This is a genomic window from Paraburkholderia jirisanensis (assembly GCF_054782355.1).
Window position 1 is genome coordinate 230,147 of the sequence record NZ_BAAGSQ010000012.1, and the last position, 19,317, is coordinate 249,463.

The following is a 19,317-nucleotide window of genomic DNA, read 5'->3' on the forward strand; positions in this document are numbered from 1 at the left end:
CGTTGACGCCCGCTCATTGCGCAAACCGCTGCAGCAACGGCTCGACGAGTTCGTTATTGCGCGCGCTCGCCACCGCAGGCGTGCGCGCATCCGCTTGCGAGACCCGCGCGCGGCTCGCCGCGGCCTGCACCTTCAGCGTTTCGTCGCGAATCCGCGCGCGCACCGCGGGCGCCAGCTGCTGCTCGTTCATCAACGCCTGGGCACGCTTGCCCTGCCCATCTGCGTTCAGATACAGCACCACGTTGCCGACGATCTTCGGATTGCGGCTGTCGAGTTCGGCCGCCTTCATCAGCGGCACGCGCGCGCCCGCGATGTCGCCGGCACGCAGCCGCGCGTAACCGAGATCGGACAGCGTCGCAGCATCGGTCGGTGCAAGCTGCGCCGCGTGGGCGAGCGCGTCGACCGCGGTGCGGAAGTCGCCGGCGCTGCCCGCCAGCAGACCGAGTCCGCGATAAGCGCGCGCGGCGAGCGGCGTATCCAGCAACTTCGTGTACTCCGCCACGCTCGCCGCGGACTGATCGGTCGCACGCAGCGCATCGGCGCGCAGCAGGATCGAGTCCGGCGACACGCCGTACTGCTTGTCGTACGCATCGATATGCGCGAGCGACGCGTAGTAGAGGCCCTGCGCCTGCATCCTGTCGATCAGCGCGAGATACATGCCGGGCGTGTCGGGCGCAGGCTCGTGCGTACCTTGCTGCTGCATCGCCGCGCGTTCAGCCTGCGGACCGACGCCGTAGCCCGACGGGTTGACCGAGCAGGCGCCTATCAGCGCGCACACGAGCGGCACCAGCAGCACGGGCAGGCGGCGCAGTGCGGCTACGGAGGGATTCCCGATCGGATCGACCATGATTAACGTTCCTTAGCGATGCTGAAAACCCTGATGCGGCTGCGACAACGCATGCAGTACGGAAAGCACACCGGGCCCCGCGGTAACGATCAATAGCGCGGGCAACAGCGTCACGACCATCACACCCGTCATCTTCACGGTCAGATGGCCGATCCGTTCACGCAACAGCGCGCGGCGCCCTTCGCGCAGCCGGTCGCCAAACTGGCGCAGCGGCTCCTGCACGGCGCCGCCGTGCCGGTCGACCTGCACCAGCAAGCGCACCACCGCACGCAAGTCCTCGTTGTCGAAACTCGACGCGAGGCGCTGCAGCGACTGCTCGCGCGTGCGCCCCGCGACGAACTGGCGCTGTGCGATTTCGAGTTCGCTCGACAGCACCGGCAGCATCCGGCGGAATTCGCTGACCGTGACCTGCAAACTCTGATCGAGCGACAACCCGACGCCCTGCAGCAACCGCAGCAGGTCCACCAGCATCGGCAACTCGTCGACCACGGCGGCACGGCGCGCCGATGCGCGCCGCTGGATGAACAGCTTCGGCACCATAAAGCCGCCAGCCAGCGCAACCGCCATCAGCGCCGTAAAGCGCAGGCCGGAGAGATGACCACTGGCGAGCAGGCCGGCAACGAGCGGCAGCAGCGCTGCACAGGCAAGCCGCGCGATCAGGAAGAGACCGCGTGCCCGTGCGTCGACGAAGCCGCATTGCTCGAGCAGCCGCCGGTCTTCGCTCGCGACGATCTGGCGGCCGAGCGACGTATCGAGCCACGCAGTGCCGGTGCGCGCGACGTGGTCCAGCACGCGCCACATGCCGCGGCGCGGCCCGTGAGCCGCTTGCGCCCGTTGTTGTGGCTTACGCGAGTTCGTGGGCGGCGTGCCGCCCTGCGGCGCAGCCTGCGCATGCGCGGTGAACCCCGGTGCGGCGCCGGCCGCCGTTGCGCGCATGCCACCGCCCGGCTCAGTTTGCGCAGCCCCTCGCGTGCCCGCCGAAGCGTCACCCGCCGGTGCCGCCGCTGCTCGCCCCGGCGGCATGGCACCCGCCGCAACGGCAGCCGACGCGGCCGGCTGTGCGCCGCGCCGCTCGAGCGCATCGGCGAGCGTGCGTGCACTGCGCTCACCGGAAGCGATCCGCCGCAGCAGCCCGCCGGCGAGCAGCAACAACGCAAGTGCGCCGAGCACCAGCGCGACAGCGACGATCTGGTCGGAGGTCATGGTCAGTTCCTCAGGCGCGCGAGCCGGTACAGCAGCAGGACGCCGAGCGCCTGCATGCCGAACGCCCAATAGGCCAGCGTGCGGCCACTGCCGTCGTTCCACATCGACGCGAAGTAGTGCGGATTGAACGCGATCAGAAAGCCGCCGATACCGATCGGCAGTAGCGCGAGCACCCATGCCGACATGCGCGTTTCCGCCGACATCGCGATCAGTTCGCGCTCGGCCTGTTCGAGATCGCGCATGAACGACGCCATCCGGTCGAGCATCGTGTCCGCGCGGCCGCCGTATTTCACCGACAGACGCAGCACCGCACCGACCAGTTCAAATTCGCTGACGCGATATAACTCGCTGACGTGCTGTAGCGCGCGATCGATCTCGACACCGCTGCGCAGCATCCGCGAAACATGATCGAGACATTCGCGCAGCGGCGCCTCGGTGGTCTGCAGCGCGGCCTGGAAAGCGGCCGGCACGCTGTTGCCGAGCACCACGAGACGCACGATGCCGTCGAGAAACGACGGCAGCTGCCGCACGATGCGCCGGCGGCGGGCGCGCGTGCGCCACGACACCAGCACGTACAGCGCGAGCGCGCTGGCGCCGAGCGCGGCAGCGAGCGCCGGCAAGCCACCGTAGCCACCGGCCAGCACGCTCAGCAGCAGCGCACACGCCAGCGCGATAAACAACGGCGGGCGCGCGTGAACCAGGCCTGCGCGGCTCAATACGTTGTGCAAGCCGTTGGCGGCACGGCTTTGCCATGTGTGCCAACGGGCGTGCCATCCCGTGTTGCGCTGCGAGCCGGAAGCGCGCGCGACAGACGCAGCGGATGCGGTCGATACGCCTGATGAAGCCGATGCCGGTGGGCGCGCCGTCGCGGCAGATCCGTGCATGGCAGCGGGCGCGCTCCCGGCCATACCGGCCGCGCCTGCGGCTGCCGCATGGCCGGTTCCTGCGATGGCCGTCGCGCCGGATCTGGCCGCGGCACCCGAGATACCCGTTGCGCTGCCCGTACCCGCACTGCCCGCGCCGCCACGCGGCGCGCCCGTACCCACGCCTGCCGCCGCCATCGCGCCACCCCGGCCACCGGCCGCCGCGGCACCGATATGGCTGTCGATGAAACGCTCGGTGCTGGTGCGTCCCGCGCGGCGCGCGCCGCGCTGTGCGAACCACAGCGCCGACGCCACGCACAACAGCGCGAGCGCGGCCGCCAGCACGGCGGCGCTAGACATTGAAGCCTCCGTCGCCACGGAACGAGGCATTAAAACCGCCGCCCGTCACATCGCCCAGCGTCTGCCGGAACCGCGCGAGCTTCGGCGAATGCGGATGAATACCGAGCGAGACCCAGCGATCGAGCTCATCGCCTTCCGGCGTCGTGACCGGATCGTAGCGATACAACTCCTGCGTCGCGATGATCTCGTCGGACATGCCGGTCACTTCGGTAATCGAAAGAATCCGCCGCCGGCCGTTCGACAGCCGGCCGATCTGCACGATAAAGTCGATCGCATTCGAGATCTGCCGGCGCAGGCTCGACTCGGCGCCCTGAAAGCCCGCAAAGCCGGCCAGCATCTCGAGCCGGTACAGGCACTCGCGCGGCGAGCTCGCGTGCACGGTGCCCATCGAGCCGTCGTGGCCGGTGTTCATCGCCTGCAGCATTTCGAGCACTTCACCGCCGCGCACTTCGCCGACGATGATGCGATCCGGCCGCATCCGCAGCGTGTTGCGCAACAGGTCGCGGATCGTCACGAGGCCGGTGCCGTCGAAGCCGCCGGGGCGGCTCTCGAGCCGCACCACGTGCGGGTGGTTCAGCGACAGCTCGGCGGTGTCCTCGATCGTCACCACGCGCTCGCGCTCGGGAATGTGAAACGCCAGCGCGTTGAGCAGCGACGTCTTGCCCGAGCTCGTGCCGCCCGACACCAGCACATTGCAGCGTGCCTCGACCGCTGCTTCGAGCAGCGCGCCGACCTCTTCGTTGTAGGTGCCGTTGCCGAGCAGATCGTCGGGGCGCAGCGGGTCCTTGCGGAACTTGCGGATCGACAGCACCGGGCCGTCGATCGACAGCGGCTCGATCACCACGTTCACGCGTCCGCCATCGGGCAGCCGCGCATCGACCATCGGGTTCGATTCGTCGAGGCGCCGGCCGATCGGCGCCAGAATGCGTCGCACGATTCGCAGCAAATGCGCGTTGTCGACGAAGCGCACGGGGATCTTCGCGAGGATGCCGTGGCGCGATACGTACACGTCGTTATAGCCGTTAACCAGAATGTCCTCGACCGCCGGGTCGTTCAGCAGATCCTCGATCGGCCCGAAGCCCGCCAGCTCCTTGGTCAACGATTCCGCGATCAGCCGCACTTCGCTCTCGTTGATCGGCACGCGCCGCAGCCGCACGAAGCTGTCCATTTCCAGATCGACGAACTGGTTGATCGCGTTGCGCGACCAGCGGCCAAACTCCGCGCCCAGTTCCTCGATACGCGTGAGCAGATGTTCGTGTGCCGCGTTCTTGATGTCCTGGAACTGCTGGCTGTGAGCGAAGGCCGGCACGTCGTCGGCGAATTCGAGGTCTTTTGCCATCGTTTATGACCGCTTGTTCGAGGTTGGAATGAAGCGCCGCAACGCGCCGAGCACGCGCGTGGCAGCGGCTGTCGAAGTGCCGGACACCGCAGCTCCGGGCGCCGCGGCGTTGCCGCTCGCCGTGCCGGATGCCGCCGTACGAGGTGCGGCGGCGTCGGGCCCCGTCGCCCGTGCGCGTGCCGCATCTGCCGGCCCCGCCGCGCCGCGCGACGCGGGCGCGCGCGACGGCATGCCGTCGAGCCGCTCCATCAGTGCGTCGAGCGCACGCACGTAGGGGTCGCGCGGTGTGGTCTCAGCCAGCAGTTGCCCCTGGTTGGCTGCACGGCCGAGCGCGACGCGCCGCTCCGGCAGCGTCGCAAGCAGTTCGAGGTTCAGGCGTTGCGCGATCTGCTGCGCGTCGAGTCCAAGCTCGCGGTCGTGCTTGCTGACCACGAGGCGCAGCTTGCTGCGCAGACGTTCGCGATCCACTACACCCGCTTCGAGCGTTTCGAGCACCGCGGCCGCCGATACGATCGACGCCACGCTCTGATCGCACACCAGCCACGTCTCGTCGGCGGCCTGCACGGCGTTGCCGATGAATTCGCTGTTCGGAAAGCCGCCGAGGTCAACGATCTGCTGGTCGAAGAAGGCACGCAGGCGGTTCAGCAAGCCGATCGAGGCCGCGTACGACACCTGACGCAACTCCGCGAGGTCGGGTGGCAGCGTGGTCACCGCGAGGCCGCTTGTGTGATGCGACAGCGCGGTGTGCACGAAGGTGTGATCGAAGCGGCGCAGATTGCGCACGGCTTCGACGAAATGCAGTTCGCTCTCGGTATCGAGCAGCAGCGTGCCGTCGCTGGCCGGCAGGCCGAGATCGAACAGCAGCGCCTCGCGTTTGTGCGCCGCGCCGCGCTGCTGCAGCAGCACCGCGAGATTCGCCGCGAGCGTGGTGACGCCCATGCCGACGCGCGCACCGAGCAGCACCGTGAGACGCCCTTGCCGGCTCATCGGCTCGACGATGCTGTCGATCACCTGGCGCGCGATCGTGTGCGCCTCCTGCGGCGACGCCGACAGATCGATAAAGTCGCGCACGCCGGCGCGCAGTGCGGCCAATGCGCTGTCCGGCTCGGCGACCGAGCCGACCGCGATCACCTGCAAACCCGGCGACGCCGCGCGCGCCGCCTGCACGGCCGCGGCTGCGGCCACACTGCGTCCGCCAGAAAAATCGACGAACACCAGCGATGGGTTGACCGCCGCGATGCGCTGCACGAATGCAGTTGCGTCGAGCGCCACCTGTTCGAGCGCGCCGGCTTCGGCTAGTGCGCCCGCGAGCCACTGCGCATGCCGCTCGTCGGCCGACGCAAACACGAAATATTCCGCTGCGGCGTGTTCAGTCAAAGCATTCACTCTCGCGTTCATCTTGCTCACCTCGTTGCTGCGGCGGCGCTACCGCACGATCGCGGCAAGCCGGTTGCAACACCATCGATCACGTGTGCATGCCCATCTTCATTTCGAAAAACCCGGCGCCGCATCGACGGAGAACACGCCGCCGAGCAACGAACGCCACACCGGCCCGTCGCGCTGTTCGGAGCGCGCGCCCGGCGTATCCGGCACGGCTGCGCCCTTCGCAAGCGGCGCCACCAGATGCGGCGTGACGACGATGACAAGCTCCTTGTCAGTCTGCTGATAGCTCAACTGCTTGAAGAACGCGCCGATGATCGGCAGATCGCCGAGGATCGGCACCTTGTTGACGTTCGACGCGGTCTCGCGGTCGATCAGCCCGCCGATCACGAAGCTTTCGCCGTCGCCGAGTTCGACCGTCGTGTCGGCGCGGCGCGTCGTGATCGCCGGCACTGACACGCCGTTCACCGTCACCGCGTGCACGAAGTCCAGTTCGCTCGCCTCGGGCGCGACCTTCAGTGCGATGCGTTGCGGCGACAGGACGGTCGGCGTCAGCGTGAGGCCGACGCCGTACGGCTTGTATTGAATCGACGTGGTGCCGAGCGCTTCGGGCACCGGCACCGGAATCTCGCCGCCTGCGAGAAAGCTCGCGCTCTGTCCGGACAACGCGACGAGCGTCGGTTCGGCGAGCACGCGTGCGAGGTTGTTGCTTTCCATCACGCTCAGGTTCGCGAACAGGTCGTGCGCGCTCGTGCCGAACACGAGGTTGAACGCGGACGAGATCGGCATTGTCGCCACCGTCGGCGCGCCGGGTGGCGTGGACACAAGCGCTGACGGCGCGAACGAACCAAACGAAAAGCCGTTCTGCTTGAAAAAGTTGAAGCCGATCTCCTTGAGCACGGAGCGGCTGAACTCCACCACCCGCACGTCGACCTGTACGACCGGACGGGTGGCGATGGTCGACGTGTCGATTACCGCGGCGCTCTTGCCGTCCTTGCCAACGCCGGTGCCATCGCCCGCAACCGCCACTGCACGCTGATGCGCTTCCATCGTCGCCGCGCTGCCCGATATCACCGTGTTGCCGCCCAGCACCGCGACATCACCGCTGTCGCTGCCGAGCAGCGCATGCGCAGCCGCCGATGCCACTTTCACCGAATAGACCAGCGGCGTGTCGCTGCCGCGCTCCCACAGCATCACGTTAGTCGCGCCCGCGGCCTTGCCGACCAGCAGCACGCCGCCGCGCCGCTCGCCCTTGACGATCAGCACGTCGGCCACCGACGGGTCGCCGACGGCGACCCGCTGCAGCGAGCGGCCGGCGGCCAGCAGTTTCTGTTCGCCGATCATCAGGTCGAGCATCGGTATGGCGCCCGTGGCTGCGCCGGTGGTTCCGCCTGATGCAGGTGCGGCCCCGGCTGCCTCGCCGGTCGCCGGCACGAGCACCAGCGACGCTGCGCAAAGCGCCGCCATCATGCTTAAAGCAAGAAGCTGTTTTCTCATGGCGTAGTCATGAACGCGCGTTGTCGCGCAGGTGGACACGTTGCCGCTGCGCTGCCTACCATGCGACGGTTTCGGCGCGTCCTCCCCGTATCACTTCGATATCGTTGCGCATGCCCGCGACGATCCGTGCGGGCGCGTGCGTTGCGTTGTTTTTTGGTGGTGCGGTTGGCGCCATGCGTGCGCTACCCGATAACTGGTCGAGCGCCACGCCGGCCGCCGCGCGCGTCGACGGCGACGCCTGTGCCGCACCCGCGCCGGCCGCGGTCTTCAATAGCGGGCCGGGCGTAGGGAGTGCGCTGTTGTCGGCCACCTCGTCGTCGCGTGGGTTGCGCAGCGCGAACACGAGGCGCCCGGAACCTTCGGCAAGCGTTAGCTGATCGACATCGGCAACCGGCACTGCTAGCACCGCGGTGCGCGCCGCCAGGTTGATGTCGCCGCCTGCATCCGTGCTGCCGCCCTGTCCGAACGCGAGCACTCGCACACGCGACAGCAGCAGGCGCGCCTGGCTGCGCTCGATTTCGCCGCTGCCGCCCATCGCGCCGTCGCGCTTGAGCGTGAAAAACACGTCGACCAGATTGCCCGGCCGCAGCCGGCTGCCGACCGCATTGCTTTCGTCGACGCGCACGGCCACCGCGCGCTCGCCGGGTTCGATGCGTTCGGCGAGCCCCGACGACAACTGCGTATCGAGCACCGGCGCTTGCACGCCGATCGCGGTCACCGGCACCCGGCCCGCGAGCAGCGCGGGGTCGCTGAAGCCGCCGATCGGATTGATCGGCAAACGCTCGACACGCAGCGCATCGACCGCGATCGGCTTGCCGGCCGGCAACTCGCGCGTCGCCACCACCACTGGATAAGTGGCTTGCGCCACCGTTGACGCGGCAGGTTTCGGCGGTGGACGCCGTGCGAGCATCCACGCAAACAGGCCAAGCAGCAGCGCGGCGCAGATCAATAACACGGCGATGATCCGGTTCAGGTTCTGCATGGGGTGTTGGCGATTGCAAAGCGTGGCGGTGTGCCGCGGGCGCAGCGGTGCGCGCGTGGGCGCGGCAACGCGTGCGGGCAGAGAATCGGGCGCATCGCGAGTGGCCCGTTCATAGCAGATACCCCGGATTGAGCTGAATCATCGCGCTGCTCGTGAGCCGCGTCGGCAACACCGCGTCGAGCAGCGGCACCTCCGGCACGAGCGGATTCGACGCGTAGTCGTAGCTGAGCGTGACCGTTACGCACGTCATCGTCGCGTCGTAGCTGCAATTGACCGTTGTCGTCGTGCATTTCGCGATGTCGGCGAGCCAGTTCGTCAGGCCGTTTGCGACGGGGCACGCGGCATTTACGCGCGCGGCGAGTGCGTCGGCGTCGGATTTCGCCGGCTGGTATTTCAGCGTCGCGCGGGCGCCCTCCTGGGCGGCCAGCGTCAGGCTCTGCTGCGCGACGAAGATCAGGCTGAACGTCACGATCCCATAGAGGACCATGAAGAAAAGCGGGAACAACAGCGCGAACTCGACAGCGGTGTTGCCGCGTGCGTAGCGTACGCGCGGCGCATGATGCGCAAGTGGACGATAGCGCGTCATAGCGGCGCCCCTCCAATGACGCGCGTAACGAGGCTGATCAGTGCGCCTGCCGCGAGACAGGTCACATAGGGCGTGCCGCGATAGCCATTCAATTCGAATGTCGGGCCGTCGCGACGCATCAAGGCCATCACCCGCGTGCGCGTGACAAGCAATATGAATGCGGCATGCACGCCGGCGAAAATGCTCGCGACGATCCATACCTCAAACAGCACGGCCAGACCGCACCATGCGCCGAGCACGGTGAATACTTTTATGTCGGCTGCGCCCATTACGCGCAACAGATAAAACGGCAGTAGCGCGGCAAAACCAACCGCTGCGCCGAGCGCCGCCTGCGCAAGGCCGATACCGAATGGCGCGCGCGCAGTCGACGCGCAAACCAGCGCCGCAATTAAGCCGGCGAGTATCCACAAATTGCCGACGCTTCTACTGCGCAAATCGCAGACGGCCACCGTCGCCGCCCAAACGACGAATAGCATGCACTCGACCAGAACAGTCATAGAAAATCCGGCAGACGAAATAAAGCGTTCGGCCACAACCGATGGCGCGATTTGGTTTCCGCCAAACGTACCGATAAGGCGCGAACGTCATAGAGACGTTCGCGCCAATAGGCGTTTCGGGTGACTTTCTTTTTCGCTTATTGTTGCGCGCCGCCGCCACCACCACCTCCGCCTGCTGCGGGAGCAGCGGGCAGGTTGGTATAGATACTAGTGAACAGAGCGGACAGCCGATCGCCGATCTGGCCCACCGACGTTGCGATTGCGATGGAAATTAATCCGGCAATCAACCCATACTCGAGCGCAGTCACGCCCCGGTTTTCTCTCAGGAATTTTTTGATTGATACTTTCATTTCGGCCCTCGTCATTATGTTGGTGCATCCATTTCGCATACACGAACAGCGGCTGTTAGCGATACGAACGATATGACACGAGCGTGTCGGATCGCCCTACGAAACAGCATCCCCGTCTCGTAAGAATTCTCTCAGTAGTGTTTTATAGATTCGATAGCGCCTCCTGCTGACAACATGAAGCGTGCCTCGTTTATAGCCTGGTCATTTCGAATAATCAATCGTGCTAAACCAGATATTCAAAAACGTTGCACACGCATCATATTTTCTTTGACAGGATAACGACCGCCAATGTAAAGCACTGCAGTGCAGTTAACCCCTGGTGCGCGTTTAATGCAGAACGCATTCGATGTCCCGTTTAAAGCAGCGCGCATGCACGCATGTCTCCTCTTGCGTGCGGCCTCACGTCCCCCGTTACGCGTCACCTGTCGCCGTAACGGCGCACACGGATCGTTACGTTACGTCGGTTCGCAAACGCACGTGGCCAGCGATTTCCCGCACGGCCTGGCAGCTCGCGCAAAAGCCCCGCACCTCAATGCCAGCACACGTGTGGCCCTCTGCGTGTGTCGCGTGCAAGCGGTGTCGCACATGCAATGGCATGGGTGTTGCAGAAGTGGGTGTGCAAGACCACCCACAACAAACGCAATTCCGAGGGCGACCATGAAAACCACGATCACGAGCAACACGCTACGCATCACGCTGCTGGCCGCAGCCGTCACCACGATGATTTCACTCGGCGCATGCGGCGGCTCCGGCTCGCTTAGCCACGGCACCGGCGGCGCTGGCGACACGACCGCCAGCACCGGCACCGGCGGCACGGGCGGCACCGACACCACCGGCGGCGGCACCAACAATCCCAGCGGCGGCAACAACCCGGGTGGTGGCACCAACCCTCCGGGCGGCGGCACCAACCCTCCCGGCGGCGGCGGCACCACCACGCCCACCGCAGCCAATCAGGTCGGCAATGTCGCAAGCAATGCAGGCGGCATCGTCACCGATCTCGGCAACACCGTGTCAGGTCTCGGCAGCACGGTCGGCTCCGCGCCGCTGCCGATCGTCAGCCCGCAAACGACGCAGGCGCTCGGCGGCGTCGTGCAGAACCTCGGCAACACCGTCTCGACGCTCGGCAACGGCGTCGCGGCAGGACTCGGGCAACTCGGCGCGTCGAAGGATCCGCTCGGCACCACGGTCGGCAGTCTCGGCGGTGTGGTCGGCGACGTCGGCAAGACCGTGTCGAGCACCGGCAACCTCGTCTCGAGCCTCGGCACCGGCCCGCTCAAGCCGCTCGCTCCGGTCACCACGGCGCTTGGCGGCGTAGTCGATGCGGTCGGCGGCGGCGTGACCAATCTCGGCACCCAGCTCGGCACCGCATTGACCACCGGCGCCGTGCAGCAGGTCACGCAAGGCGTGAGCTCGCTGATCACGCCGATCACCGCAACGGTTGCGGCCACCACGCAGACGGTCGGCAATGTGACCGGGCTCGGCAAGCCGCTCGACAACCTGCTGACCACGGTCGGCAACGGCCTCGTCAAAACCGGTTCGACGCTCGGCACGTCGACGGGCGGCAATGCGGTGTCCTCAGGTCTTGGCAACGTCGTCGCCGATGCCGGCAACACCGTGATCGCAGCCGGCGGCCTGTTGCAGGGTGGCAGCGGCGGCAACCCGCTCGCGCCGCTCACCACGGCACTCGGCGGCCTGACCGGTGGCAACGGCAGCACCGGCGGCAGCGGCCCGCTGGCACCGCTGACCAACGTGCTGGGTGGGCTCGGCGGACTCGGTGGACTCACCGGCGCCAGTGGTGGCAACAGCGGCAGCGGCGGCAGCGGCGCTCCGGCAGCTGGCCTGCTCGCACCGATCGTCGGTCTGGTCGGCGGCGTGCTGGGCGCGCCCCCAGCCAGTGCCGGCTCGGGCGGCGCCAGCAATAGCGGCGGCAACGCAAACGCCGGCAAGGGTCTGCTCGGCGCAGTGGCCGGTCTCGTGCCGGCGATCACCGGCAGCGTGCAGGTCGCGGTCACGCCGCAGGGCACGCCGGGCGGCACGCACTCGAACCCGGGGCCGACGGCTAACGCCACCGCGCCCTCGAATACCGCCAGCGGTGCTAACAACCCGTTGGCCAGCCTCACGTCGGCAGTTGGGGGACTGCTCGGCGGCCTTGCTCCGGCGGCGCGTAAGTAAGCAGGCAAGCTTCTCACGTGCTCCACGCCGGACGGGGCACGTGAGGCTGTTTTGACGTCGCATCAGCGGTTGCAAGCGCAGTTGCATCAGTCGTCGCACCCGTAGCAGCACCAGCAGTCGCCAGTACAAAAGCGCCCGCGGCATCGCACGACGGGCGCAATCAAGCCAATGAGCGGGCGCGGCCGCTGAGCCAGAACGCACGCGCACACAACAAGATCGGCCAACGAGGAAAGACCCATGAAATACGGGCAAAAACACTGGGCGCTGCTCGTCGCAGCGGCGCTCGCAAGCGGTGCGTATGCGCAATCGCGGCCCGCGGTCAGCGGCAATCCGCTGGAAGCGCTTCCGCAAATCAAGGCACCGGACAAGCCGAACGTCACCGTGCAAGTCGAGCAGCAGGCGCCGCCCCTGCAGCAGTTACTCGAGCGGCATCTGACGCCGACCAAGGTGCAGGTCGAAGGGGTGAAATCGCTGCCGTTCGACGACGTCGCGCAACGCTTCACACCGCTGGTCGGCAAGGACATCACGATCGGCCAGTTGATCGAAGTCGCAAATGGCGTGACGAAGCTGTACCAGGAGCGTGGCTTCGCGCTGTCGTTCGCGTTCATTCCGGCACAGAGCTTCGACGACGGCGTGGTACGCGTGACGGTGGTCGAAGGCTATGTCTCGCAGGTCAAGCTGACCGGCAAGCCCGGCGCGCTGGAAGATCGCATCCGCGCGCTCGCCGATCACATCAGCGCCGACCGGCCGCTGCGCCGCGCGACCTTCGAACGCTACATCAACCTGATGGGACGTCTGCCCGGCGTGAAGGTCGGTGCCAACGTGCCGCCGCCGCAAAGCACCGATGGCGCGACCACGCTCGAACTGAACGTCGATCATAAGCCGCTGGACGTCAGCGCCGGCATCGAATTCAACCGGCCGGGTGTGCAAGGCCTGCTGACGGCGAGCGAAAACGGCCTGACTTCGCTTGGCGAACAGTTGAGCGTGTCCGCGTTGTTGCCTAAGGGCCGCGACAACGTCACGTACCTCGCCGCGCACGGCGGACTGCCGATCGGCAACGACGGCCTCAGCACCGCGGTCGACGCATCGCATTACCGCGGCAATCCGAGCGACAACCCCGGCTTGCCGTCGAACATCCAGCGTACGGTGATCAACGACAAGCTCGCGTTGTCGATGGCCTACCCGCTGATCCTGTCGAATACCCGCAATCTGACCGGCACGGTCAGCGGCTACGCGTCGCATGACGAAGACCGCTATCACGATCAGAACAGCGGCGCACAGGTCGGCCTGCGCTCGCAGGTGCGTGTGCTGCAATTGCAGGCGGATTACGCGGATGTCGACGGCAGCACGGTGCGCAAGGCCAGCGTCAACGTCGCCAAGGCGTTCAACATTCTCGGTGCGTCGAAGTCGGGCGATACCAACGTGGCCGGCGCGGCGCCGCCCGTCAATCCCGCATCGATCACGTTCGTGCGCACCGGCGCCAGCGTGTCGCAAAGCAATCAATGGCCGCTCGGGATCGGTACCACGGTCGCCGCGACCGGCCAGTACAGCCCCGATTCGCTGCCGACCTCCGAACAGATTTCGTTCGGCGCGCAGCGCTTCGCGCAGGGTTATCAACCCGGCGAGACTTCGGGTGATTCGGGTTGGGCCGCGTCGTTCGAAGTAAACCGCGCGTTCGCGCTGGGCTTTACTTATCTGCGCACCATCACGCCGTACGTGTCGTACGACATGGCGCGTGTGTATCTGCACGCAGGTACGCCTTCGCCTTCGCGGTTATCGTCGATTGCGCTGGGCTTCCGGATCACGGATGCGAAGTACTACAGCCTCGATCTGTCGGTCGCCAAGGCGCTTGGCGATGCACCGGTCGAAAGCCCGTCACGCAGCCCGCGGATCAATGCGACCTTCTCGTATCAGTTGAACTGAGCGGGCCGGCGCGCCGTCGCAATTAGAAGTTTTCTTATCAAACGGCGCGCGCGCTTTCACGTATTCTGCCGACTCCGATGCCGGTGCGACGGCGCGTCATCAATGTGTTGCAGCACCGCGCGGAGCTTGCGTAGCAACACGCAAACAAGCGAAGCGGCCGCAAGAAGCCCCCAGCGAATCTGGTCCACAATGCATCCAGCCGGATGACACTGTGCATCTACGTATCGCGACGATCTTGATCAAGGAGGACAAACATGATGCAACTCTCTGCGCGCACGGGCCTCGCCGGCCGCGCGCTGCGCCACGTAGCGCTGGCTGGCCTGCTGTGCGCAAGTGCCGCTGCCGCATTCGCGCAAACCGGCACGCCGGTCGGCACGTGGCAAACCATCGACGATCACACGCATCAGCCCAAGGCGCTGGTGCAGATCACGCAAGACGAAAACGGCGAGTTAAGCGGCAAGGTGATCAAAGGGCTCAACCCGAACGACAACCCCGACAAACGCTGCACTGCCTGCACGGATGCGCGCAAAGATCAGCTGATTCTCGGCATGACGATCATCACCGGCCTGAAGAAGGACGGCGATAGCTGGGAGGGCGGCCAGATCCTCGATCCGGAAAACGGCAAGCTCTACAAGTGCAAGATGCACACCGAGGATGGCGGCCAGAAGCTCGTCGTGCGCGGTTATATCGGTGTGTCGTTGCTGGGACGGTCGCAGACCTGGATTCGCCAGAACTGACATGTGACGTGTGACGCGCTACGCACGCAACGTGTGTACGTGGACCGATCGATGGTGGCCTCGCTTTGCCGGATTGCGCAGGTCACCTTCTCAATCGCCAGGACGCAGGATTTTACAAATCGTCTTGACGTGTACAGATCATCCAAATAAAGTGTAGAGAGTCGGCTCGCCATGGGCCGCATCAGCCTATTAGCGACGGCGAACCGCAGCGCTGAACCATACCGCGTTCATGTCTGCCTGCATGTCCCCGCACACGTGGGAATGCATGCTCCTGCACCGCCGCCGCTACACTGTCGAACTCTCACTGAATCTCTCCGCCATGCTTTCCCTGCCTACTTTCGACGACGTCGTCGCAGCCGCCCAGCGCATTGCCGGTGCCGCCCATCGCACTCCCGTCCTGACCTCGCGCACGGTCAACGAGGAATTCGGCGCCGAAGTGTTCTTCAAATGCGAAAATTTCCAGCGCATGGGCGCCTTCAAGTTTCGCGGCGCGTTCAACGCGTTGTCGAAATTCGATGCCGATCAGCGGCGGCGTGGCGTCGTCGCGTTCTCCTCCGGCAATCATGCGCAAGCGGTCGCGCTATCCGCAAGGCTGCTCGGCATACCGGCCACGATCATCATGCCGCACGACGCGCCGGCCATGAAAGTCGCTGCAACGAAGGGTTACGGCGGCAATGTCGTGACTTACGATCGCTACAAGGAAGACCGTGAGCAGATCGGCCGCGAACTGGCGGAAAAGCACGGCCTCACGCTGATTCCGCCCTACGATCATGCCGACGTCATCGCGGGCCAGGGCACCGCGGCAAAAGAACTGTTCGAAGAAGTCGGCGCGCTGGATGCGTTTTTCGTGCCGCTCGGCGGCGGCGGACTGCTGTCCGGCTCGGCGCTTTCCACCCAGGCGCTGTCGCCCGCCTGCAAGTTGTACGGCGTCGAACCGGAGGCCGGCAACGATGGCCAGCAATCGTTCCGCTCCGGCGCAATCGTTCATATCGACACGCCGAAGACCATCGCCGATGGCGCGCAGACCCAGCACCTGGGCAACCACACCTTCCCGATCATTCGCGACGTCGTGAGCGATGTGCTCACCGCGAGCGACGCCGAGCTCGTCGAGTGCATGCGCTTCTTTGCAGCACGGATGAAGATGGTGGTCGAGCCGACCGGCTGTCTCGGGTTCGCTGCCGCGCGCCAGTTGAAGGATCAGCTTGCGGGCAAGCGTGTCGGCATCCTGATCAGCGGCGGCAACGTCGACATCCAGAAGCTCGCCGAACTGCTCGCGGAACATTGAACAGGTAGCGGTTTGACTTGCGCGTGCCGGTCGCGCCGGTTCGGCGCGACCTTGCCTCGTCGGTCGTCTGGCAAATATCCCGGCGAATAGCTGGATGCCCGGGCGATCCGCTGAGGGGTTTCGCTTAAGCTTTCACAGCAGGCTATGACCGCGCGCACGCGTTGCACGAGCTCAGATCGAGCAGGATCGGGCAGTCGGGTCGCGTGTCGCCCTGACAATGCTCGATCAGCGCTTCCAACGTCTCGCTCATCGCCCGCAACTCGCTGATCTTCTGGTTGAGCGTGGCGATATGTTCTGCTGCGAGCGCCTTGACCTCGGCACTCGCCCGGTCCCGATCCTGCCAGAGCGTCAGCAGTTTGCCGACGCCCTCCAGCGAAAATCCCAGATTCCGCGCGCGCTTGATAAAAGCCAACGTGTGAAGGTCTTCTTCCGTGTACACACGATAACCGCTATCGCTGCGACGTGCCATCGCGAGCAACCCGATCGACTCATAGTACCGAATCATTTTTGCACTCAGGCCAGCACGCATGGCTGCTTGTCCGATGTTCATGTTGCGTCTCCGTCCATATCCAAAACCAATGTCTGTTTAACCGATGTCCTTCGGCTTCCATGACTTGAGCAACAGCGCATTGCTCACGACACACACGCTCGACAACGCCATCGCCGCGCCCGCCAGTACCGGGTTCAGCAAACCGAAGGCGGCCAGCGGAATACCGATCAGGTTGTAGACGAACGCCCAGAACAGGTTCTGCCGGATCTTCGCGTACGTCTTGCGGCTGATCTCCAGCGCGGCCGGAATCAGACGCGGATCGCCGCGCATCAATGTGATGCCGGCTGCCTGCATCGCCACGTCGGTGCCGCCGCCCATCGCAATGCCGATGTCCGCAGCGGCAAGCGCCGGGGCGTCGTTGATACCGTCGCCGACCATCGCCACCACACCCGTGCGTTTCAACGCGGTTACGGTGGCCGCTTTTTGCTCTGGAAGCACTTCCGCATAGACGTCGTCGATATTCAACGCCTCTGCCACCACGCGAGCGCTGCCCCAGTTGTCGCCGGTCAGCAGATGGCTGCCGATGTTGCGGCTCCTGAGCTTCTGAATCGCGTCGCCGGCGCCGGATTTAAGCGTATCGCCGAACGCGAACAGGCCCACTACGTTAGCGTGTTCGCCACGCTCGATCAGCCACGACAAGGTACGACCCTCGGCTTCCCAATCGCGTGCTGAATCTGCAAGCGCGCCCGCCGTCAAACCCGTTTCTTCCAGCAGACGCCGATTGCCGAGCACGAGGTCGCGGCCCTGCACGATGCCCGCGATACCGCGGCCGGCGAGCGAACTGCTGTCCTGCACCGGCGGCAAGCTCAACTGATGCTCGTCGCAAGCATCGAGCACGGCTTTCGCCAACGGATGCTCGCTACCGCGTTGCAAGGCGCCGGCCAGTTTGAGCAATTCGTCCTGGTCGCCATTGACCGCGTGCAAATGTGCGATGCGCGGGGCGCCGGAGGTCAGTGTGCCGGTCTTGTCGAACACCACCGAAGTGACTTCATGAGCGCGTTCAAGCGCCTCTGCATCCTTGATCAAAATACCGAACTTCGCTGCGACACCGGTACCCGCCATGATCGCCGTCGGCGTTGCGAGCCCTAACGCACAAGGGCACGCGATCACCAGCACAGCGACAGCGTTGATCACCGCGATCTCCAGCGACGCGCCGGCAAGCAACCATCCCACCAGCGTGATAGCAGCCAGCACGAGCACGGCCGGAACGAAGATCTGCGAGACCTTGTCCACCAGCTTCTGAATCGGTGCCTTGGCCGCTTGCGCGTCTTCCACCATGCGGATAATGCGGGCCAGCACCGTCTCTGCGCCGACAGCATTGGTCTTGACCATCAGGCGCCCTTCGCCGTTGATCGCGCCGCTGGTGACCTTGTCCCCCGGCTGCTTCGGAACCGGCAGGCTCTCGCCGCTGATCAGTGCCTCGTCAGCGTGACTGCGGCCTTCGAGCACCTCGCCGTCCACTGGAAAGCGCTCGCCCGGCTTGACGATGACGATATCGCCGATATGCAGCGCCGCGATCGCAACCTCGCGCTCCTGGCCATCGACCCACTGCGTCGCACGTTCCGGACGCAAGGCTTCAAGCGCCCGGATCGCACCGGCGGTCTGACGTTTCGCGCGGCTCTCGAGGTACTTGCCAAGCAACACGAGCGCAATCACCACCGCCGATGCTTCGAAATACAGATGCGGCATGCTGCCGGGTTCAGCGAACGCCCAACCGTATACGCTCAGCCCATAACCGGCGCTGGTACCCAACGCGACCAGCAGGTCCATATTGCCGGCACGCGCTCGCACCGCCTTCCATGCCGCGACATAGAACCGCGCACCGAGCACGAATTGCACGGGCGTAGCCAGCGCAAACTGCACCCATGCAGGCAACATCCAATGCACGCCGAACGGCTGCAGCAACATCGGCACGACCAGTGGCACGGACAGCGCAATCGCCAGCCACAACGCCCAACGCTCCCGCGCAAGATTGTGAGCGCGATGGTCCGCGCCCGCTGCGCGATCTTTCACGGCGCTCGCCGTATAGCCCGCCTTTTCGATTGCAGCGATCAGGATCGCCGGATCGACCTTGCCGATCGTCGCGATATGCGCACGCTCGTTGGCAAGATTGACGCTCACGCTCTTGACCGAAGGCAGCTTGCCGATTGCGCGCTCGACGCGTCCCACGCAAGACGCACACGTCATGCCGCCAATCTCCAGATCCACCTGCGCGTCGGTCACCGCGTAGCCTGCGGTGTCGACGGCCTTGAGCAGAGCCGGCAAGCTGTCGGCCGGCGCCTGCACACGCGCATTTTCCGTTGCGAAATTGACGCTGACGGCCGACGCGCCGCTCACCTGCGTCAACGCACGCTCGACCCGTCCCGCGCAGCTTGCGCAGGTCATACCCGAGATCGGCAAATCGAAAGTGATCGAATCAGACATGGTCAACCTCATCGGTGTGGGCGTGCCGATGACCGGCATCGGATGCGTCGCGATCGTCAATGTCGGCAACGACGCGCGCCCCGTCGACCCACCGGTCGACACTGTCGTACATCGAATGCAAGTACAGCGAATCGAGGTCGGAAAAATCAAAACCGAACATGGCAATTCCCCTTCAGTGGTATGGCTTCAAGAATCAAGCTTTCCACTGTTGGAAGGTCAAGCGCGATTTTGACGTTCCCGGAATGGTTGTGGCCGCAACCATCCTGGTCGACACAACGGGGCGCGATTGTGCCGAATCGCGCAGAGGCCCGCTGCGTGGCGA

Annotated in this window: 17 protein-coding genes; 5 read left to right on the forward strand and 12 right to left on the reverse strand. The window is 65.5% G+C overall.

Going from position 1 to position 19,317, the window contains the following annotated elements:
• Positions 1 to 13: 13 nt before the first annotated feature.
• The 10 genes from ACYVNQ_RS07740 to ACYVNQ_RS07785 all read right to left on the reverse strand — a co-directional run bounded on the left by ACYVNQ_RS07740 (position 14) and on the right by ACYVNQ_RS07785 (position 9,904).
• Complete coding sequence (locus tag ACYVNQ_RS07740) at positions 14 to 847, reverse strand: tetratricopeptide repeat protein (RefSeq protein WP_460901899.1); 834 nt, start codon at positions 845 to 847, stop codon at positions 14 to 16.
• A 12-nt stretch (positions 848 to 859) separates the two neighbouring features.
• Complete coding sequence (locus ACYVNQ_RS07745) at positions 860 to 2,050, reverse strand: type II secretion system F family protein (protein WP_460901900.1); 1,191 nt, start codon at positions 2,048 to 2,050, stop codon at positions 860 to 862.
• Between the two features lie 2 nt (positions 2,051 to 2,052).
• Complete coding sequence (locus ACYVNQ_RS07750; RefSeq protein WP_460901901.1) at positions 2,053 to 3,273, reverse strand: type II secretion system F family protein; 1,221 nt, start codon at positions 3,271 to 3,273, stop codon at positions 2,053 to 2,055.
• Positions 3,266 to 4,612 carry a CpaF family protein gene (locus tag ACYVNQ_RS07755; protein WP_460901902.1) on the reverse strand — a complete coding sequence of 449 codons (1,347 nt, stop codon included), beginning with the start codon at positions 4,610 to 4,612 and terminating at the stop codon, positions 3,266 to 3,268. The genes ACYVNQ_RS07750 and ACYVNQ_RS07755 overlap by 8 nt, the downstream gene beginning before the upstream one ends.
• 3 nt (positions 4,613 to 4,615) lie before the next feature.
• Positions 4,616 to 6,010: a P-loop NTPase family protein gene (locus ACYVNQ_RS07760; protein WP_460901903.1), complete on the reverse strand. Its 1,395-nt coding sequence runs from the start codon at positions 6,008 to 6,010 to the stop codon at positions 4,616 to 4,618.
• Positions 6,011 to 6,097: 87 nt separating this feature from the next.
• Positions 6,098 to 7,489, reverse strand: coding sequence for a type II and III secretion system protein family protein (locus ACYVNQ_RS07765; protein WP_460901904.1), 1,392 nt, complete (start codon positions 7,487 to 7,489; stop codon positions 6,098 to 6,100).
• Between the two features lie 55 nt (positions 7,490 to 7,544).
• The gene (gene cpaB / locus ACYVNQ_RS07770; RefSeq protein ID WP_460901905.1) at positions 7,545 to 8,471 is read right to left on the reverse strand and encodes a Flp pilus assembly protein CpaB; all 927 of its coding nucleotides are present in this window, start codon (positions 8,469 to 8,471) and stop codon (positions 7,545 to 7,547) included.
• Between the two features lie 109 nt (positions 8,472 to 8,580).
• Positions 8,581 to 9,057, reverse strand: coding sequence for a TadE/TadG family type IV pilus assembly protein (locus ACYVNQ_RS07775; RefSeq protein WP_460901906.1), 477 nt, complete (start codon positions 9,055 to 9,057; stop codon positions 8,581 to 8,583).
• A complete protein-coding gene (locus ACYVNQ_RS07780) occupies positions 9,054 to 9,554 on the reverse strand; it encodes an A24 family peptidase (protein ID WP_460901907.1) in 501 nt (166 codons plus the stop codon). The genes ACYVNQ_RS07775 and ACYVNQ_RS07780 overlap by 4 nt, the downstream gene beginning before the upstream one ends.
• Before the next feature lie 137 nt (positions 9,555 to 9,691).
• Positions 9,692 to 9,904 carry a Flp family type IVb pilin gene (locus tag ACYVNQ_RS07785; RefSeq protein ID WP_460901908.1) on the reverse strand — a complete coding sequence of 71 codons (213 nt, stop codon included), beginning with the start codon at positions 9,902 to 9,904 and terminating at the stop codon, positions 9,692 to 9,694.
• A 657-nt stretch (positions 9,905 to 10,561) separates the two neighbouring features.
• Here ACYVNQ_RS07785 and ACYVNQ_RS07790 point away from each other — a divergent pair.
• The 4 genes from ACYVNQ_RS07790 (at position 10,562) to ACYVNQ_RS07805 (ending at position 16,021) form a co-directional block, all read left to right on the forward strand.
• Positions 10,562 to 12,076: a collagen-like triple helix repeat-containing protein gene (locus ACYVNQ_RS07790; RefSeq protein ID WP_460901909.1), complete on the forward strand. Its 1,515-nt coding sequence runs from the start codon at positions 10,562 to 10,564 to the stop codon at positions 12,074 to 12,076.
• Between the two features lie 237 nt (positions 12,077 to 12,313).
• The gene (locus tag ACYVNQ_RS07795; RefSeq protein ID WP_460901910.1) at positions 12,314 to 13,999 is read left to right on the forward strand and encodes a ShlB/FhaC/HecB family hemolysin secretion/activation protein; all 1,686 of its coding nucleotides are present in this window, start codon (positions 12,314 to 12,316) and stop codon (positions 13,997 to 13,999) included.
• Between the two features lie 254 nt (positions 14,000 to 14,253).
• Positions 14,254 to 14,736 carry a DUF2147 domain-containing protein gene (locus ACYVNQ_RS07800; protein ID WP_460901911.1) on the forward strand — a complete coding sequence of 161 codons (483 nt, stop codon included), beginning with the start codon at positions 14,254 to 14,256 and terminating at the stop codon, positions 14,734 to 14,736.
• Between the two features lie 319 nt (positions 14,737 to 15,055).
• Complete coding sequence (locus tag ACYVNQ_RS07805; RefSeq protein WP_460901912.1) at positions 15,056 to 16,021, forward strand: threo-3-hydroxy-L-aspartate ammonia-lyase; 966 nt, start codon at positions 15,056 to 15,058, stop codon at positions 16,019 to 16,021.
• Between the two features lie 142 nt (positions 16,022 to 16,163).
• Here ACYVNQ_RS07805 and cueR read toward each other — a convergent pair whose 3' ends face one another.
• Both cueR and ACYVNQ_RS07815 read right to left on the reverse strand, forming a co-directional pair.
• Positions 16,164 to 16,571, reverse strand: a complete 408-nt coding sequence (gene cueR / locus ACYVNQ_RS07810) for a Cu(I)-responsive transcriptional regulator (protein ID WP_460901913.1) — start codon at positions 16,569 to 16,571, stop codon at positions 16,164 to 16,166.
• Positions 16,572 to 16,607: 36 nt separating this feature from the next.
• Positions 16,608 to 18,995: a heavy metal translocating P-type ATPase gene (locus tag ACYVNQ_RS07815; RefSeq protein WP_460901914.1), complete on the reverse strand. Its 2,388-nt coding sequence runs from the start codon at positions 18,993 to 18,995 to the stop codon at positions 16,608 to 16,610.
• Here ACYVNQ_RS07815 and ACYVNQ_RS07820 point away from each other — a divergent pair.
• Entirely contained in the window at positions 18,994 to 19,227 is a 234-nt protein-coding gene (locus ACYVNQ_RS07820) for a hypothetical protein (protein WP_460901915.1), read from the forward strand. The genes ACYVNQ_RS07815 and ACYVNQ_RS07820 overlap by 2 nt on opposite strands.
• The last annotated feature ends 90 nt before the right edge of the window (positions 19,228 to 19,317 follow it).

Coding starts and splice junctions, on each gene's coding strand:
- ACYVNQ_RS07740 (WP_460901899.1), bottom strand. CDS start 847: ATGGTCGATCCGATCGGGAATCCCTCCGTAGCCGCACTGCGCCGCCTG.
- ACYVNQ_RS07745 (WP_460901900.1), bottom strand. CDS start 2,050: ATGACCTCCGACCAGATCGTCGCTGTCGCGCTGGTGCTCGGCGCACTT.
- ACYVNQ_RS07750 (WP_460901901.1), bottom strand. CDS start 3,273: ATGTCTAGCGCCGCCGTGCTGGCGGCCGCGCTCGCGCTGTTGTGCGTG.
- ACYVNQ_RS07755 (WP_460901902.1), bottom strand. CDS start 4,612: ATGGCAAAAGACCTCGAATTCGCCGACGACGTGCCGGCCTTCGCTCAC.
- ACYVNQ_RS07760 (WP_460901903.1), bottom strand. CDS start 6,010: ATGAACGCGAGAGTGAATGCTTTGACTGAACACGCCGCAGCGGAATAT.
- ACYVNQ_RS07765 (WP_460901904.1), bottom strand. CDS start 7,489: ATGAGAAAACAGCTTCTTGCTTTAAGCATGATGGCGGCGCTTTGCGCA.
- cpaB (WP_460901905.1), bottom strand. CDS start 8,471: ATGCAGAACCTGAACCGGATCATCGCCGTGTTATTGATCTGCGCCGCG.
- ACYVNQ_RS07775 (WP_460901906.1), bottom strand. CDS start 9,057: ATGACGCGCTATCGTCCACTTGCGCATCATGCGCCGCGCGTACGCTAC.
- ACYVNQ_RS07780 (WP_460901907.1), bottom strand. CDS start 9,554: ATGACTGTTCTGGTCGAGTGCATGCTATTCGTCGTTTGGGCGGCGACG.
- ACYVNQ_RS07785 (WP_460901908.1), bottom strand. CDS start 9,904: ATGAAAGTATCAATCAAAAAATTCCTGAGAGAAAACCGGGGCGTGACT.
- ACYVNQ_RS07790 (WP_460901909.1), top strand. CDS start 10,562: ATGAAAACCACGATCACGAGCAACACGCTACGCATCACGCTGCTGGCC.
- ACYVNQ_RS07795 (WP_460901910.1), top strand. CDS start 12,314: ATGAAATACGGGCAAAAACACTGGGCGCTGCTCGTCGCAGCGGCGCTC.
- ACYVNQ_RS07800 (WP_460901911.1), top strand. CDS start 14,254: ATGATGCAACTCTCTGCGCGCACGGGCCTCGCCGGCCGCGCGCTGCGC.
- ACYVNQ_RS07805 (WP_460901912.1), top strand. CDS start 15,056: ATGCTTTCCCTGCCTACTTTCGACGACGTCGTCGCAGCCGCCCAGCGC.
- cueR (WP_460901913.1), bottom strand. CDS start 16,571: ATGAACATCGGACAAGCAGCCATGCGTGCTGGCCTGAGTGCAAAAATG.
- ACYVNQ_RS07820 (WP_460901915.1), top strand. CDS start 18,994: ATGGTCAACCTCATCGGTGTGGGCGTGCCGATGACCGGCATCGGATGC.
- ACYVNQ_RS07815 (WP_460901914.1), bottom strand. CDS start 18,995: ATGTCTGATTCGATCACTTTCGATTTGCCGATCTCGGGTATGACCTGC.